The sequence below is a fragment of the Myxococcales bacterium genome (assembly GCA_012517325.1).
Lineage (GTDB): Bacteria > Lernaellota > Lernaellaia > Lernaellales > Lernaellaceae > JAAYVF01.
Genome location: JAAYVF010000073.1, coordinates 40922 through 56550, shown reverse-complemented (window position 1 = coordinate 56550; position 15629 = coordinate 40922). Strand labels below are relative to the sequence as shown.

Here is a 15629-nt window from a genome sequence, read left to right as displayed (position 1 = left end):
ACACACGATGCTAGTCACCAATGTCCGGATCTTCCCCCGCGAAGAAGAAAGGCTCAAAGCCTTTGCGACGGTTACCTTCGACAACTGCTTCATCGTTCGCGACATGAAGGTAATCTTCGGCAACAAGGGTCTGTTCGTAGCGATGCCGAGCAAGAAAAAGCGGGACGGCACCTTTGGCGAAGTGGCGCATCCGCTGAACGCGGAGACGCGGGCCATGATCGAAACCGCGGTCTTGGACGAGTACTATCGCGCCATCAAAGAAGGCACGCCCGTTTCGACCGAAGAAGACGAATAACGAACGATCGGATCGCGTTCCCTTTCCGGCTTTCCTCCCTCAACGAGAGACGTATATTACCGGCGCCGCGCCGGCAGTTGAAAGGATATCCGCTGGGGCGTTGGCTAATGGTAAGCCACGGGTCTTTGGAACCCGCTATTGTAGGTTCGAGTCCTACCGCCCCAGCTTTTATTTAATCGACCGACGGGGCAAACAGTGGATCTGCCGGCCGTTTGATCGCGGTGAACCGGCCTCGGCCGGTCCGAAAAAGTAACTTCGTTGATTTCGAACAGGAGATCGATGAATGACGCCGCAAACGATTCCCGATCTGGATGACATTAAAATTTTCACCGGCAACGCGCATCCCGCGCTGGCGGAAAAAATCGCCGGGCAGTTGGGCCTGAGCCTCGCGAAAAGCTCGGTCCGCAGCTTCGCCGACGGCGAAATCGAGGTGAAGCTCGGCGAAAGCGTCCGCGGCAAGGACGTGTACATCGTGCAGTCGACCAGCCCCGACGTGAACCGCAACCTGATGGAACTGCTGATCATGATCGATACGGCCCGCCGGGCCAGCGCCGACCGCATTTCCGCCGTCATCCCCTATTACGGATACGCGCGGCAGGATCGCAAGGTCGCGCCCCGCGCGCCGATCACCGCCAAGCTGGTCGCCAACCTGATCACCACCGCAGGCGCCGATCGCGTGATCACCGTCGATCTGCACGCCGGCCAGATTCAGGGTTTCTTCGACGTGCCCGTCGACAATCTCTACGCCGCGCAGGTTCTGGTCGACGCTTTCTGGCAATGCCGCGAATGCTCGCTCGACGAAATCGTCGTGGTCAGCCCCGACGCCGGCGGCGTGCGCCGCGCCCGTTACCTGGCCCACTTGCTCGGCCGGCACATCGGCGGCGAGGCGAGCCTGGCGATCATCGACAAGCGGCGCTCGGGCCCCGGCAAGGTGGCCGAAGTCAACCTGGTCGGCTCGGTGAACGGCAAAACGGCCATCATGGTCGACGACATCGTCGATTCGGCCGGCACGATGTCGGTCGCGGCGGACAAATTGCGCGACGAGGGCGCGGTCGGCGTTTACGCCTGCATCACGCACCCGATTCTCAGCCCGCCGGCGATTCAGAACCTGGGCAAGAAATGCACGATCGATCCGACCATCGACCGGCTGGACGGGTTGATCGTCACCGATACCGTGCCGCTGCGCCCGGACGCGCAGGAATGCGGCAAGATCAAAGTGGCGTCGGTCAGCCATCTGCTGGCCGAGGCGATCGCCAACATCCACGGTCGCGGCAGTGTTTCGAGCCTCTTCCCCGACGTGGAAGCTTATAACTAGCCGGGTGTTGAAAAACACCCGGCGTGCGATCCAGGGATGGATCGCCATTTTCGGCAACTTCCGAAGTTGCCGAAAATGAAGCGAAATAAAAACCACGCTTTTTGTTGAGCGCGGTTGAAAAAGGCCAGGACGACCTTTTTCAACAGACTGCTAGGACGGGTCGCCGGACCCGCCGGCCAACGAACCCCGAGGTCCCGCGGACGCGCCGCCGCCGCGGTATTCGGGCAAGAGAGGAAATCCGATGAGTGAAGTGACCTGGAAAGTGACCGTACGTAAAAGCAAGGGTAAGGGCGGCGCCCGCAAACTGCGCTGCGCCGGCAACCTTCCCGCCGTGGCCTACGGCCGCGACGTGCCCGCCACCCCCATCGCCGTCAGCGAGGAAGTGGTGGATCAATTTCTGCACCAGCCGAACTGGAATCAAAATCTGGTCAAGTTGGAAGCCGACGACCCGGCCCTGTTCGTCGACAAGTACTTCATGATCCGCGAGATTCAGCGCCATCACATCGATTATCATCCGCTGAGCCTGGATCTGGTCGCCGTTCGGTTGGACCAGAAAATCAAAATCGAAGTGCCGTTGGAAGTCAAAGGCGCCGCGGAAATCAAGAAACTGGGCGGCATCCTGGAAATCCAGCACCGCACGCTGGCCATCAAGTGCTTCGTCACCAAGATCCCGTCGAAAATCGAGGTCGACGCGACGGCGCTGCAAATCGGCCACACGATGCATTTGAAAGACATCACCCTGCCGGAAGGCGTCGAAACCGATCTGGCTCCCGATTATCCGATCTGCTCGGCCATCATTCCGCGCGAAGTGTCGACCGAGCCCGCGGCCGCCGCCGCGACCGCTGAAGGCGCCGCCGCCGAAGGCGCCGCCGCCGCTGCTCCCGCCGCCGGCGACAAGGAAAAGAAGGAAGGCCAGGACAAAGGCAAGTAATGAAGCTCGTCTGCGGTTTGGGCAACCCGGGGGCGCGTTACGCCAACACCCGTCACAACGTCGGGTTTCTCATCGGCGATCAGGTGGCGGCGCGCCTTGGTTCCTCTTTCGACCGCAATCGGTTCCGGTCGCTGGCGGCCTCGGCCCGTTGCGGCAGGGAAACCGTCCTGTTGCTCAAACCGCAGACGTATATGAATCGTTCGGGCGAAGCGATCGGCCCGGCGATGCATTTTTTCCAGCTCGCGGCCGACGAGCTGTTGGTCGTTCATGACGACGCCGATCTGCCCCCCGGCGCCATTCGCCTCAAGGTGGGCGGCGGCACCGCCGGCCACAAGGGTTTGATCTCCATTCAAGAGAATCTGGGCAGCGCCGATTTCTGCCGGCTGCGCTACGGCGTCGGCCGCGCCGCCGACCCACGGATCGATCTCGCCGATTTCGTGCTGGAAGAGTTGTCCGTCGCCGATCGCCGGTTCCACGAGGAACGATTCGCCCTCGCCGCCGACGCCGTGCTGAAATGGTTGACTGACGGAGTTGCCGCGGCCATGAACCAATTCAACGGTCTGGCTTGAACGTCCGCTTCCCGCGAATCGCGGGCGGATTTTTTCGCCTTCGCCCGGACCAACCGGCGCCGCTTTGGCCTGTTTTTCTTATTTTCCAAGTACTTGCGCGTTGTCGTGGGCCTGCTTGCCAAACGATTTGGCTTGGTGTATGTTCTCGCCCTCTTGATTCGGCAACGATCGAGAGAACATTTTAAATGCTCCTTGCCCTCCAGCCCACTTCCGGCGAAAGGGCCAAACGACCGAAAGGAGGAACCATGTTACGGAAGTACGAGATACTCTACATCCTTAAGCACGACAGTCCCCCGGAAAAAACCGAAGCCGCCAAAGCCAAGTTTCGCGACATCATCAACAACGGCGGCGGCCTGTTGGTGAAGGAAGACGTGTGGGGCAAGAAAAAGCTCGCCTTTGACGTGAAAAAATACTCCAAGGGCATCTTTGTCCTGCTGGTCTTCCTGGCCGATCCGACCCTGATCGCGGAAATCGAGCGCAACCTGAAGATTCACGGCGAAGTGCTGCGCTACCTCACCGTCAAGCTGACCGACAAGATCGACCTCGAAGCCGAAAAGGCCGAGAAAGAGCGTTGGGAAGCCGAACTCGGCCGTCGCGCCCAGGAACAGGCGAATATGCCGAAGGAAGAGGACGCGGAAGAGGAAGAGGAAAAGTCGGCCCGCCGCGCAGGCGATGAAGACGAGGAAGAGGACATCGAAGGCGAAATCTCCGACGAATCCGACGACGCGAACGCCGACGAGGACCAGGAAAATTAAAGCGATTCCGGGGACGAGCGCCCCGGCCCTACCATGGGGAGTTTCACTTTGTCGAACTTCAATCGCGTGATCTTGCTGGGTCGTCTAACGCGCGATCCCGAATTGCGCTATACCGGCGGCGGTACGGCCGTCTGCACGCTCTCGGTGGCGGTCAACCGCCGCGTCAAGAAGGGCGATAACTGGGAAGACGAAGCCAGCTTTTTCGACGTCGTGACCTTCGGGAAAACGGCGGAAAACTCGGCCCAATATCTCGCCAAGGGACGGCAGTTGTTGGTCGAGGGTGAACTGGTGCAACGTCGCTGGGAAAGCCAGGAAGGCCAGAAACGCAGCAAGGTGGAAATTCAAGCCACCAACATCCAGTTCATCGGATCCGGCGGCGGCCGCGGCGAAAGCGGCGCCGAGGCGAGCGAACGCGGCGGCGACGCGCCACCGCCGCTCGGCGACGACGAGATTCCGTTCTAACCGATTGCTTATTCCCGGCCTGAAACGGCCGCAGGAGGTGGATCATGTTGCGGACTCGCAAAAAGAGCTTTGGCCGGCGGCGGGTGTGCCCGTTCTGCGCCGATGCCACGATCGAAATCGATTACAAGGACACCAAGCTGTTGTCGCGGTTCATCACCGAGCGGGGCAAGATCATTCCGCGCCGCATCACCGGGGTGTGCGCCAAACACCAGCGCAAACTGACCTTGGAAATCAAGCGCAGCCGCCACATCGCGTTGATGCCGTATTCCAGCTCGACCGTTTGACGGCCGCCGGGATCACGCCATGGCCGCGGCTCTGCCGTCCGCCGAGGTAATCGCTTACCTCGTCCTGAATTTCGTCCTGGCCGGCCTGCTGGTCGTGCCGACGATCATCGTCGCCGGATGCGCCCGGCGGGGCGGACGGTTCGGAGTGGGCGCGGCGGTGCTGCTGGGCCTGGCCGGCGGCGGCCTGGCGTGGCTGGCCGGCCCCGGCGATTGGCGGGGCGGTTTGGCGGTCGCGCTGACGGCCGGCGGCGGCTTCGGCGGTTTGGGAATCGCTCTTTGGCATTATGGCAATCAACCCCTGTCGATCGGCCGGCTGTTCGCCGGTTGGACGGCGCTGTTTTTCGTCGCCGCGGTCGGGCCTTACGGGCTGGCTCAAATGTCGGCCGGCCTGAGCCCGGTGGACATCGGCGAGTACTGGCTCCGGCAAATCGGCCAATCGTTCGACCAATACCTGGTTCTGCTTTCCCAGCAGATCGGCGGCGAAGGATTGAGCAACGTCCAAGCCCTGCGCGACCAGCAGGGCGCCCTGGTGACGATGATCTTCAACCTGTCCCCCGCGCTGATCGCCTGGAGTTGCGTGACGCTGGTGCTGCTCAACCTGCTGCTCAGTCGGCGGTTGCTGCCGGCGGTGGTCGGGCTGGAATTGAACCGATGGCGCGCGCCGGACGCGGCGATCTGGCTGGTGCTGTTGCCGGCGCTGGGCTTGGTGCCGTACCTGCTCCTGCCGTTGTTGGGGCGCGACGCGGCGCGTTTCACCGCGACGTTCTACCTCAGTTTGAACGTCGTGCTGATCGCCCTGGCGCCGTACGTGATGCAGGGCCTGGGCATCATGTCCTTTTTCATGAAGCGCTGGCGGTTTCCGCGGTTCTTGCGCGGGCTGACCTACTTGTTCGTGCTGACGCAAGGCCTGTTCGCCCTGGTGCCCGCCTTGGGGTTGATGGAATTCTGGACCGATTGGCGCGGCAGGGCGGCCGCCAAACCGGAAACGGATAAAAACGACAAAAACACGATTTGAGATATTCAGGAGGCGAGAGATGAAAGTGATTCTGAACGCGGATGTGCCGGAACTGGGACACATCGGGGACCTGGTCAACGTCAAGCCGGGTTACGCGCGCAACTACCTGTTGCCCAACAAGCTGGCCCTCGAGGCGACCACCCGCAACGTCAAGCAGCTCGAACACGACCGGCAACGCGTGGACGCGAAACGCCGCAAGGAAAAGATGGCGGCGGAAGAGCTGGCCAAAAAGCTGGAACAGGCGCAGGTGCGCATTGTCGCCAAGGTCGGCGAGGAAAACAAGTTGTACGGTTCGGTCACCACGACGATGATCGCCGAGCAGTTGACCGCCAAGGGCTTCGACATCGACAAGCGCAAGATTCAGCTTGACGAGCCGATCAAGAGCACCGGCGTCTTCACCGTGGCGATCAAGATTCACGCCGACATCAACGCCAACGTGAAGGTCTGGGTGACGGCCGAGGAAGAGCCGGCCGCGCAAGCATAGCGCGCCGCGGCGCCGCGAGGGAGCATTCGATGGCCGGGCCGGTCAAGGGTTCGTCCGATCCGAATCTCGAGCGCAAAACTCCGCCCAACAGCCTGGAAGCGGAGATGGCCGTGCTCGGCGGCGTCCTGCTGCGCAACGACGCGCTGGACCTGGTCCGCGACCTGCTGGACCCGCCGGACTTCTACCATCCCCACCACCAGCGCATCTTTCTCGCTTCCTGCGCGATTTACGACCGGGGCGAAAGCATCGACCCGGTCACCCTGCGCAACGAGCTCAAGGGCCGGGGCTGGCTCGACGAGGTCGGCGGCGCCGCCTACCTCGAAAAGCTGCTCGACGAGGTCCACACCACCGCCAACATCGAGCAGTACGCCCGGATCGTCGCCGACAAGGCGCTACTCCGGCGCATGCTCAACGCCTCCTACGAAATCCAAAGCATGGTCCACGAGGGCCGCGCCGACGACGGCGAGGCGCTCGATGTCGAGCAGATCATCGACCGCAGCCAGCAGCGGATTTTCGAGGTGGCGCGCGAAACCGTGCGCAGCCCTTACGAGAGCCTGGGCGACGTGATTTTCCAGTCGATGAAATTCGTCGACGAGCGGATCACCTCGCAGGGATCGCTCGCCGGCTATTCGACCGGCTTCGCCGACCTCGACGACAAGACCAACGGCTTCAAACCCGGCGAACTGATTCTGCTGGCCGCCCGGCCGGCGATGGGCAAGACCAGCCTGGCGCTGAACATCGGCCTCAACCTGGCGATGCAGGAACGCCTGCCGGTGCTGATGTTCTCGCTCGAAATGAACGCGGTGCAGATCGGCCTGCGCCTGCTGTCGAGCTTCGGCCAGGTTTCGATCAGCCGCATCTTCAAGGGCCAGTTGAGCGACGCCGAGCACAAAACGCTGGCGGACGCCTGCGGCTATCTGAACGAAGTGCCCTTCTATCTGGACGACAGCGGCGGCATCAATCCCAACACCATCCGCGCCAAGGCCCGCCGCCTGAAGGCCGACCAGGGGAAGCTCGGCCTGATCATCATCGACTACATCCAGATGCTGCAAGGCGTGAAACAGCTCGAAAGCCGCGAGCGCGAAATCGCCGCCATCAGCCGGTCATTCAAAATGATCGCCAAGGAACTCGAATGCCCAGTGCTAGCGCTGTCGCAACTCAACCGCGCCCTGGAAAGCCGGCCCGACAAACGGCCGCGCCCCTCGGACCTGCGCGAATCGGGCTCCCTCGAACAGGACGCCGATCTGATCCTCTTCCTCTACCGTGACTGGATTTACAAGACCGACGAGGAACGAGAGGAAATGCTCGAACCCAACAAGACCGAGCTGATCATCGGCAAGCAGCGCAGCGGCCCGACCGACACGATCTTCCTGACCTTCCGCGGCGAACTGACGCGGTTCGACGGCTACACGACCCGCGAATATTGATCCGCTCCCGTCCGCGGGGCGATTTGTCACGGCGACCGCAAATCCGCTACACTGCCGGCCAATGAAGCGCACTCTCTTCCGGTACATGCTGCTCGAAGTGCTGGGGCCGTTCGCCATCGGGCTGGTCATCCTCACTTTCGTGCTGCTGATGTTTCAACTCCTCAAGCTGACGGAGCTGATCGTCTCCTACGGCGTCGGCCTGGGCGACGTCGGCCGGATCCTGGTGTACATCTTCCCGCCGTTTTTCACCTTCACCGTCCCGATGAGCTTTCTGCTCGCCGTGCTGATGGCGGTGAGCCGGCTTTCCTCCGACAGCGAACTGACCGCGATGAAAGCGGGCGGCATCAGCCTCTACCAGATCTACCCGCCGATCCTGCTGCTCAGCCTGGTTATGACCCTGGCCACGGCCGGCCTGGCCCTGTACGCCGACCCCTGGGGCAAAAGCAGCTTCAAGAATCTGCTGCTGCAACTTGGCAAGGAAAAGGCGACGATCGGCATCGTCGAGCACGTCTTCAACGATTCGCTCGACGACATGACCCTCTACGTGCACCACCTGGTGCCAGAGGAAGACCGGTTGGAAGGGCTGTTTCTCGCCGACGAGCGCCAGCCAGGCGCGCCGCTGTTCGTCATCGCCGAAGCGGGGCGGATCCTCTCGGGTGACGACAGCGCGATGCAACTGGAAATGACCAACGGCGTCATGCACCGCACCGATCCGGCCGATCCGACCGTCTACGAGACGGTGCAGTTCAAGAAATACCGCCTGCGCGTCGATCTGACCCAGACGATGAAGGAAGGCAAGCTCAAGCGCACTTACCTGGAAATGGGCTTGGGAGAACTGCGCCAGTACGTCGAAACATTGCGGAAGCAGGGCGATACCTACGACATGCGCCGCGCCTGGGTCGAGTACCACCGCCGGTTCGCCATGCCCTTCGCCTGCCTGGCCTTCGGCCTGATCGGCCTGCCGCTCGGCGTCAGCCCGCCGCGCAGCGGCCGCAGCCGCGGGTTCTCGACCAGTATCGTCATGCTCTGCGTTTTCTACCTGCTGTTCCGCGCCGGCGAAAACCTCGGCTGGAAGGGCGTGCTGCATCCGGCCGCGGCCATGTGGTTGCCGATCGCCATCCTGCTGGCCGTCGGCGTGTACCTGCTGGTGAAAAAAGCCGGCGAACGCCCCGTGTGGCTGCTCGACCTGGTTTCCGAATCCGGCCGACGGGCGATGCAATGGCTGCGGCGCAAGGCGGGATTCCACGACCCCGAACAACCGGAGGGGTCATGAGCATCCTGACGCGCTACGTTTCGCGGGAATTTCTCAAGCTCTTCGCCCTGTGCCTGACGGCGCTGATCCTGATCTACCTCGTGTTCGATTTCATCGACCGGGCGGGCAATTTCTTCCGCGGCGATCCCTCGCTGCTGCACGTCCTGCTGTATTACGTTTACAAGATCCCGACGATCGTCTTCCAATTGGTGCCGGTGTCGGTGCTGCTGGCGGTGTTGCTCAACCTGGCGAACATGTCGCGCAACAGCGAGATCACGGCGATGAAGGCGGGCGGCGTTTCGGTGCCGCGGCTGGTGGCGCCGCTGGTGCTGTTGTCGGTGCTGATCGCTGGCGGGGCGCTGGCCGTCAACGAGTTCGTCGTTCCGGCGGCGACCACGCAAATGAAGTACATCCAGACCGTGCACATCAAGGGGCAGGACTGGCGGATCAAGCTGCGCGACAAGAACCTGTGGTACAAGAGCCCCGGCGCCATCTACCACATCCGCAACTTCGACCCGGCGCTCGGCCGGCTGGAAGGCCTGCAGGTCTTTCGCTTCAACGATCGCTTCGCCCTGACCGAGCGCCTGGACGCCGAAAGCGCCCAATGGGCCAACGGCCGGTGGCTGGCGTTCAACGGCATCCGGCGCGCCTTCGCCGCCGGCGCGCTGACCGCGGAAACGCCATTCGCCGAAACCGGCCTGGAACTGCCCGAAACGCCCGATCGGCTCAAGGTCTACAAGCGCGATCCGGAGCAGATGAGCTTCCGCGAGCTGTCCGGCTACGTGCGCGAACTGCGGACGGAAGGGTACGACGTGCGCAAGTACGAGGTCGATCTGCACGGCAAGATCAGCTTCGCGCTGGTGACGGTCATCATGGCGCTGCTGGGCATTCCGTGGGCGATCAAAAGCGGGCGCCAGGGCGGCGTCGCGTTCGGCATCGGCGTGGCGGTGATCATCGGCGTGGCCTACTGGATCGTGTTGGGCTTTTCGCTGGCGCTGGGGCGGTCTGGCGCGTTGCCGGTGATCGTCTCGGCGTGGGCGCCGCACCTGTTGTTCGGCGCGGTCGGCCTGGTCGGCATCTTGCGGGTTCGTTCATAAGCGCGGCATCCGCCGCAGCGTGGAAACACCATCGGCATTCACAACTTGAGGCTTCGCGGTAGGAGAGGAAAATGAAAGGTCACCGGCTTTATTCGCTGCTGATTCTGCTGACGCTGATTTCGCTGCCGTTGCTCGCCGGTTGCGACGACGAGGACCAGGACTGCGACTGTCCCGACCAACAGCAAAACCCGGACGACGACGATGACGCCGCCGCCGACGATGACGACAACGACGACAACGACGATTTCGTCGATCCGCAGCACGAGATCACCGAACTGACGCCGCTGCTTGACATCGACGGCTCGCTGTATGCCCGGGGTTGGGCGCGGCGGCCGCTGATGGTCTACAATCCGGAATACATCGCCGACGCCGACCGGCTCCGCGTCAAGGAGTGGGACGCCTATATCATCATCACACCGGAATTCATGTTCGGCGTGACCGTTTCCGATATCCGGATCGCCTCCTTCATCAGCTTCGAACTGATCGATTTCGCCACCGGAAAAGATACGACTGGTCTCGAACTGCGCCTGGGCAGCCTGGGTTTCCTGCCGACCGATCTGTATGGCCCGATCGACTACCAGCGCCGCGACAATCAATTCCATCTTGAATACAACGAAGGAATCCGGACGATCAGCGCGAATTTCGCCCGAACCCTGCTCTCGCCGGCGTGGGAAGCGGAAATCTCGTTGACCCAGGATCCGAACGAGGAGGACGTGGCCGCCGCCGCGCCGTATAACCGCGAGGGCACCTTCTTCTACGAAAACAAGATCGTCGGCATGCTGGCGTCCGGGTCGGTGACGGTGGACGGCAAGACCTACACCTTCGATCCGGCCGATTCGTTCGGTTACCTGGACTGGGTGCGCGGCGTCATTCCCCACGTCACCAAGTGGCATTGGGGCGTCGCGGCCGGATACGTCGACGGCGAACTGGTCGGCTTCAATATCGGCGACGGCATGGGGGAAAGCGAACTGGGCACGGCCAACGCCATGAAAATGGACGGCGTCCTGCACAAGCTGTATCACGTCTATTTCGATTACGACATCAACGCCATGATGGAACCGATGCGGATCGACAGCGACAACGGCACCTTCGATTTGACGCTGACGCCCTTCTACTATCAAACGATCGGCCTGATGGTTCTGGACCTGGGGATGCTGGTCGACAAGGTTTACGGCCGCTTTTCCGGCACCATGATCAAGGACGACGGCACCGTCGTCCAGGTCGACGACCTGATCGGCTTCGTCGAGTATTCCGAACAACGGTGGTGAGGCCGTCCGCGGAAAAAAGGCGCGCGGCGCCGTTCAAGCCGTGAAACGAAGCGGATGCCGGCGCCCGCCGGCGACCAGGGTATACGAGCCGTCGGCGTTTTCCTCGATCGCCTCGGCCAGTTGCAGCCAGGCCGTCCGCGAAAAACGAACCGGCCGGCCGGTCGGGGCGATCGCGCAACGCGGCACGTTTTCCCGGTCGACGGTCAGCGTTGCGGGGTCCAGCGCGACGTGCCGGCCGTCGGTCAGCAAAAGCTCGATCCGGTCTTCGTAATGGCGCACCGACAGCACCACGTAGGGGCAGTCGGCCACCTTCACCGGCACCTTGAGGTTTTCGGCGCAGACGAACCAGTCGCCGTCGATCCGTTGCAGCGCGTTGTACAAGGCCGCCAGCAGACCCGGATGGGTGATCTCCTCGCCCTGGTGCCGCCACAGTCCGTCGCGGTCGATCGAGAGATCCAGTTCCGCGAAACGGTTGCTCGGGCCGTCGGCCATCAGGCGATTCCGTATTTCTGGTAGGCCTTCATCACCTTGCCCAGCGAGGGCGCCGCGCCGAACAGGCCGGTTTTGCACAACGCCTCGGTCAGGCCGATGTACATCTCGCTGACCGCGGCGTGGAAGGTCGTGTCCATCCGCGGGGGCGGCGTCTTGAGGTCTTCGTTGACGATGCGCGCCAGCGGTCGGTCGATCTTCTCGGCGATCTTTTTCGCCTTGTCCATCGCGGCCACGAACTCGGGCGCGTACTTGCGGTAATACTGGCGCACCGGCTCTTTGGAAAGCTGAATGCCCTTCATCGTCAGGCGCAGTTCGTCGTGGGTGATGGTGTCGCCCAGCGCGATCTGATCGAGGTGGACGAACTCGAATTTGCCGTCCCACAGGGTCACCCGCGCCTTGGCGAATTCGTGCTGGAGGAAAATCGCCAGCAACAGGGTGTAGTGATAGACGAGCAAAAAGTCTTCGTTCACCAGGCCGGAAATGTTGAGCGCCAGTTCGTTGCCGAGCAGGCGGTCGGCCGGTTCGAGCTTCGAAAACAGCTCGACGACCGGGCGCGGCAGCATGCCGCCGCCTTCCGGCTTCTGCTTCAAACCCAGATCCAGGTGGTAGTGCGGGTTTTTCTCCAGGCGCGACAGCAGGCTGCTGCCCGCCGGCATGCCGAAACGGAACACGCATTCGAGCGGCACGAGGTAGTTGGTCAGGCCGGTGTGGACGTGGTTGTAGTTCCAGATCCGCCGGGCGCCGAACAGCATGGGGTCGGGGTGTAGGATGTTGACCGAATTGACCTCGATGACGTTGCTGGGTTCCTTCAGCCGGTCGAGGCTGACGGTCTTGCCGTCCTGGTTGACGATGCCGCGGTAGTGGGTGGGCATGCCCTTTTTCTGCAGCAACTGAATCGCCTTGCTGTTGAGCAGGGACTCGCGCAGTTCCTTGTCCTTGATCTTCGACCAGGCGGTGGATTTGGCCAGTTCGCGCCAGGCCTCGGCGCTGGCCGCGCGTTCGAAGAAGTAGGCGGAACAGATCGCCATCGCCGCGCCCTTGCCGGGAATCGAGTCGGGCATCTTGCCGTAATCGAAGATGGAAAAGTCGTCGGTGAACTCGAACAGGTACACGCCCGGATTGCTTTTCGTGGGCCGGATTTTCGCCCGCAAATTCTTCACCGAACCGGTATAAATCGTCTTGAAACGGCTGACGTCGACCATGGCTTTACCTTTCGATTGCGTGGAAGGTGTCAGGTTTTTTATCCGGCGACGGCCCGGCTGTCAATCGACATTTCGCCGGTCGAAAGGGGGGTGGCGCTTACTGCTTCAGTTGCTGGAGATGACGGCGCAGCATCAGCACCAACAAGGGAAACGGCATCCGCCGGTTGTTGCTGAAATGAGTCGGCTTTTCATTGTCGGGTATCTCATGAAAACTGACGCCGCCGAACGAGCGCATTTTTTCCATGCCCTCGTGGCCGTTTTGCGGCAAGCCGCCGATGATCGCGCCCACCGACCGGTCGTGGTAGCACGAGCCCGCCGAATCGAACAGAAAATCGAACAACTGGTCCGAGTCTTTTTCGTCGGCTTCGTCCAGCGCCGCCTTTTTCCCGTGCACCATCAAGACCTTGCCGACCGGCGCGAGCAGGACGCTGTTTTCGTAGACCGGCGACCCGTGACCGGCGACGGCCACGTGATAACCGCTTTGTTCGTTGAGCTCGGAAGCCCACTTTTTCAGCAGCCGTTCGTCGGTAATCCGATGCGCGACCACAAAAGCGATGTCCGGCAGGCGGTTCATATCATGCAGCAGCTTGACCAGCGGCAGGGAATTCTGCCCTTCCAGACCGATCGCGACGACGATTTTGGCCGGAATGCCGGTCAGGGGCAATTTATTGGAGTTGGACATATGGGCGACAATTTGCGGTTTGGCGCTTTTTCGCTTCCATTGTGTGACCGCGCCCTGCGATAAAACGCTGATTTTGGTTCCCAAATAGCGATAATAACTATCTCCGGCATTGTCGGGCGCCGTCTTTTCAATAACTTCGAACGCCCCTAATTGCTTTAATTTCACCACGTAATCCGGGTCGGGCAACAACGAAGAAAACACCAGTGCCGGATGGTCCATTCCTTTGCAGATTTGAATGACGGCCGTCAATTCTTCCCGCTGGCTGTTGAAGCTGACCACGAACAAATCGGGACGCTGGTCTTCCGTCAGATTCTTCAAATCCTCGATTCGCAAAGTGGTTTTTTCCAGCTCGACGCCGTTTTGTTTTTCGAGGGAACGGCATAACAACCGCTGGGCAAGATTGCCTTCCGAAACGACCTGGATCCGGAGATTTTGCTGCATCGCGCCTGCCAAAATAAAATTCAATGCAATATTCTGACTCAAAGAGTTATCGGCTGCCGGGGAAATTTTCTAAAGCGGTTTCTGCTGGTCCAATCGACCGAAATTCCAGTGCTTTTGCGACTGCGGATTTTTCACCTCCCAGCCCTGGGCTTGTAGCAACTTTTTCACGGCTTCCGCGTCGGCGTCCGGATACAAAATCGCGTTCACCCGGCCGCCGTTTTGCAGGTACGCGGGCAGCCGATAAGGCGGTTGGTACTTTTGCTCGCCGGCCGTGTAGCTCATCGCGCGGATGCCGGTCATCATGAAAAAGGCAAATGGGTCGTGCGTCAAAACGACATCCCGCGGATCGAGCCAATTGGCGTACAACTGGTACGCCTCGGCTTCGTCGTTTTGAATCAGACTCCACCGATCGACGAACCGATACTGCCCGATCGAAACGAGGTTGACGCCCGCCAGCAGCAGGACGACCGCCGTGGCGAAATGCCGCGCCACCGGCTCGCGGCGCGCGACCCGCAACGCCAACCATTCGGTCCCCTCGTACAAATACAAGACGAGCCACGGGACGAGCACGGTGAAAAACCGCGTTTCCACCAACCAGGGCGTGATCCACAACAACGCCAGGTAGCACGGCAGATAAAATTCCGCCGCCGCCGGCTCGCTTCGCCAGCGCCGGAAATAGCCGATGACCAGCAGCAGCGAAAGCGGCAACAGCGACCAGCGTCCGACGCGCGTCGCCGGCGCGAAGTCCCGCACGAACAGCGAGGCCGGCGCCAGTGTCAGCGATTCGGCCACGTTGCTCTTGAGGCGCCCCAGCAGTTCGCGCGAGGCCGGGCGGATCTGGCCTTTTTCCGGGTTCCAGCCGTCGCGCCGCATCAGGCTGCTTTTCTCCGGTGAAAACTGCCCCGGCTGAGTGACCGAATACAGCGCCACGCCCGGCGTCAGGCCGATCGCCAGAAGCAGCGCTCCCGCCGCCAGGCCGCGCTTCCAGCGCCGCTGGTCGAACGACAGATAAATCGCGCCGCCGGCGGCCAGCATCAGGCCGATCTGCCGTGTCAGCCCCGCCAGCGCGACCAGCGCCAGTGCTGCCGGCCCCCACCCGCCTCCCCAAAACCGTTCAGCGCGTTTCCAGCGGTCCAGCGCCGCCAGCGCCGCGACCGAAATCAGCAGGTAGGGAATCTCGCTTTGAATCCGCCCGCAATAAAGCCAGACCGAGCCCGAGCCCGCCAGCACCGCCAACCAGACGCGCCGCAGCGGTGGCTCGCGATCCCACCACCGGAAGATCAGCCCGACCGCCAGCAACCAGCAGGCCGACAAGGCCAGGCGCAAGGCGACGGTGTTGCCGCCGAACAGGCGGTGGACCGGCGCCAGCAACAGCATCGTCACCGGCGGATAAGTGGCCGGCGGTTGCAGCGGATGCGAAAGCACTTTCGGCCATTGCCCGGCGGCGAGGCAGCGGATGCCCATCAGGTAGGCGCCGGAATCGAAGCGGGGGAAATAGGGATAGAACCAGGTCGGCGCGGTCAGCAACGCCAGCAGGAAAATCCAGAAGGCGACTTGTTTCCGGTTCATTTTTCCCTGGGAGAAAATTTCGGCGCTCATGCTATCATAGGCCGCCGAGCAAACCCAACGCCATTAAGGAGAAGCCGCCTGCACGAACC

Annotated in this window: 17 protein-coding genes and 1 tRNA gene; 14 read left to right on the top strand and 4 right to left on the bottom strand. The window is 61.9% G+C overall.

Going from position 1 to position 15629, the window contains the following annotated elements; translation table 11 throughout:
* Positions 1 to 7: 7 nt before the first annotated feature.
* From spoVG to GX444_12635, 14 genes are all read left to right on the top strand, one after another.
* Entirely contained in the window at positions 8 to 295 is a 288-nt protein-coding gene (spoVG, locus tag GX444_12700; GenBank protein ID NLH49441.1) for a septation regulator SpoVG, read from the top strand.
* A gap of 93 nt (positions 296 to 388) precedes the next feature.
* Positions 389 to 460, top strand: a tRNA-Gln gene (locus GX444_12695).
* Between the two features lie 118 nt (positions 461 to 578).
* On the top strand, positions 579 to 1610 hold the full coding sequence (locus GX444_12690; GenBank protein NLH49440.1) for a ribose-phosphate pyrophosphokinase: 1032 nt from the start codon (positions 579 to 581) through the stop codon (positions 1608 to 1610).
* Positions 1611 to 1851: 241 nt separating this feature from the next.
* A complete protein-coding gene (locus GX444_12685) occupies positions 1852 to 2541 on the top strand; it encodes a 50S ribosomal protein L25 (GenBank protein ID NLH49439.1) in 690 nt (229 codons plus the stop codon).
* Positions 2541 to 3110, top strand: a complete 570-nt coding sequence (locus GX444_12680) for an aminoacyl-tRNA hydrolase (GenBank protein ID NLH49438.1) — start codon at positions 2541 to 2543, stop codon at positions 3108 to 3110. The genes GX444_12685 and GX444_12680 overlap by 1 nt, the downstream gene beginning before the upstream one ends.
* A gap of 245 nt (positions 3111 to 3355) precedes the next feature.
* Positions 3356 to 3865: a 30S ribosomal protein S6 gene (gene rpsF / locus GX444_12675; GenBank protein NLH49437.1), complete on the top strand. Its 510-nt coding sequence runs from the start codon at positions 3356 to 3358 to the stop codon at positions 3863 to 3865.
* Between the two features lie 48 nt (positions 3866 to 3913).
* The gene (ssb, locus tag GX444_12670; GenBank protein ID NLH49436.1) at positions 3914 to 4327 is read left to right on the top strand and encodes a single-stranded DNA-binding protein; all 414 of its coding nucleotides are present in this window, start codon (positions 3914 to 3916) and stop codon (positions 4325 to 4327) included.
* A gap of 44 nt (positions 4328 to 4371) precedes the next feature.
* A complete protein-coding gene (locus GX444_12665; GenBank protein NLH49435.1) occupies positions 4372 to 4611 on the top strand; it encodes a 30S ribosomal protein S18 in 240 nt (79 codons plus the stop codon).
* A 19-nt stretch (positions 4612 to 4630) separates the two neighbouring features.
* Entirely contained in the window at positions 4631 to 5626 is a 996-nt protein-coding gene (locus GX444_12660; GenBank protein ID NLH49434.1) for a DUF2232 domain-containing protein, read from the top strand.
* A 19-nt stretch (positions 5627 to 5645) separates the two neighbouring features.
* Positions 5646 to 6110 carry a 50S ribosomal protein L9 gene (locus tag GX444_12655; protein NLH49433.1) on the top strand — a complete coding sequence of 155 codons (465 nt, stop codon included), beginning with the start codon at positions 5646 to 5648 and terminating at the stop codon, positions 6108 to 6110.
* A gap of 29 nt (positions 6111 to 6139) precedes the next feature.
* The gene (gene dnaB / locus GX444_12650; GenBank protein ID NLH49432.1) at positions 6140 to 7537 is read left to right on the top strand and encodes a replicative DNA helicase; all 1398 of its coding nucleotides are present in this window, start codon (positions 6140 to 6142) and stop codon (positions 7535 to 7537) included.
* Between the two features lie 61 nt (positions 7538 to 7598).
* Entirely contained in the window at positions 7599 to 8810 is a 1212-nt protein-coding gene (gene lptF, locus GX444_12645) for an LPS export ABC transporter permease LptF (protein NLH49431.1), read from the top strand.
* On the top strand, positions 8807 to 9886 hold the full coding sequence (gene lptG / locus GX444_12640; GenBank protein ID NLH49430.1) for an LPS export ABC transporter permease LptG: 1080 nt from the start codon (positions 8807 to 8809) through the stop codon (positions 9884 to 9886). The genes lptF and lptG overlap by 4 nt, the downstream gene beginning before the upstream one ends.
* A 71-nt stretch (positions 9887 to 9957) precedes the next feature.
* Positions 9958 to 11154 (top strand): DUF2804 domain-containing protein, encoded by a 1197-nt coding sequence (locus GX444_12635; protein ID NLH49429.1) that lies wholly within the window; start codon positions 9958 to 9960, stop codon positions 11152 to 11154.
* A 33-nt stretch (positions 11155 to 11187) separates the two neighbouring features.
* On the opposite strand, the gene GX444_12630 is transcribed toward GX444_12635, so the two are convergent.
* From GX444_12630 to GX444_12615, 4 genes are all read right to left on the bottom strand, one after another.
* Positions 11188 to 11646, bottom strand: coding sequence for a DUF1285 domain-containing protein (locus GX444_12630; protein ID NLH49428.1), 459 nt, complete (start codon positions 11644 to 11646; stop codon positions 11188 to 11190).
* Positions 11646 to 12848, bottom strand: coding sequence for a hypothetical protein (locus tag GX444_12625; protein ID NLH49427.1), 1203 nt, complete (start codon positions 12846 to 12848; stop codon positions 11646 to 11648). Before GX444_12625 ends, GX444_12630 begins: the two co-directional genes overlap by 1 nt.
* A 97-nt stretch (positions 12849 to 12945) precedes the next feature.
* The gene (locus tag GX444_12620) at positions 12946 to 13971 is read right to left on the bottom strand and encodes a chemotaxis protein CheB (protein NLH49426.1); all 1026 of its coding nucleotides are present in this window, start codon (positions 13969 to 13971) and stop codon (positions 12946 to 12948) included.
* 69 nt (positions 13972 to 14040) lie between these two features.
* Positions 14041 to 15570, bottom strand: a complete 1530-nt coding sequence (locus tag GX444_12615; protein ID NLH49425.1) for a hypothetical protein — start codon at positions 15568 to 15570, stop codon at positions 14041 to 14043.
* Positions 15571 to 15629 lie beyond the last annotated feature (59 nt).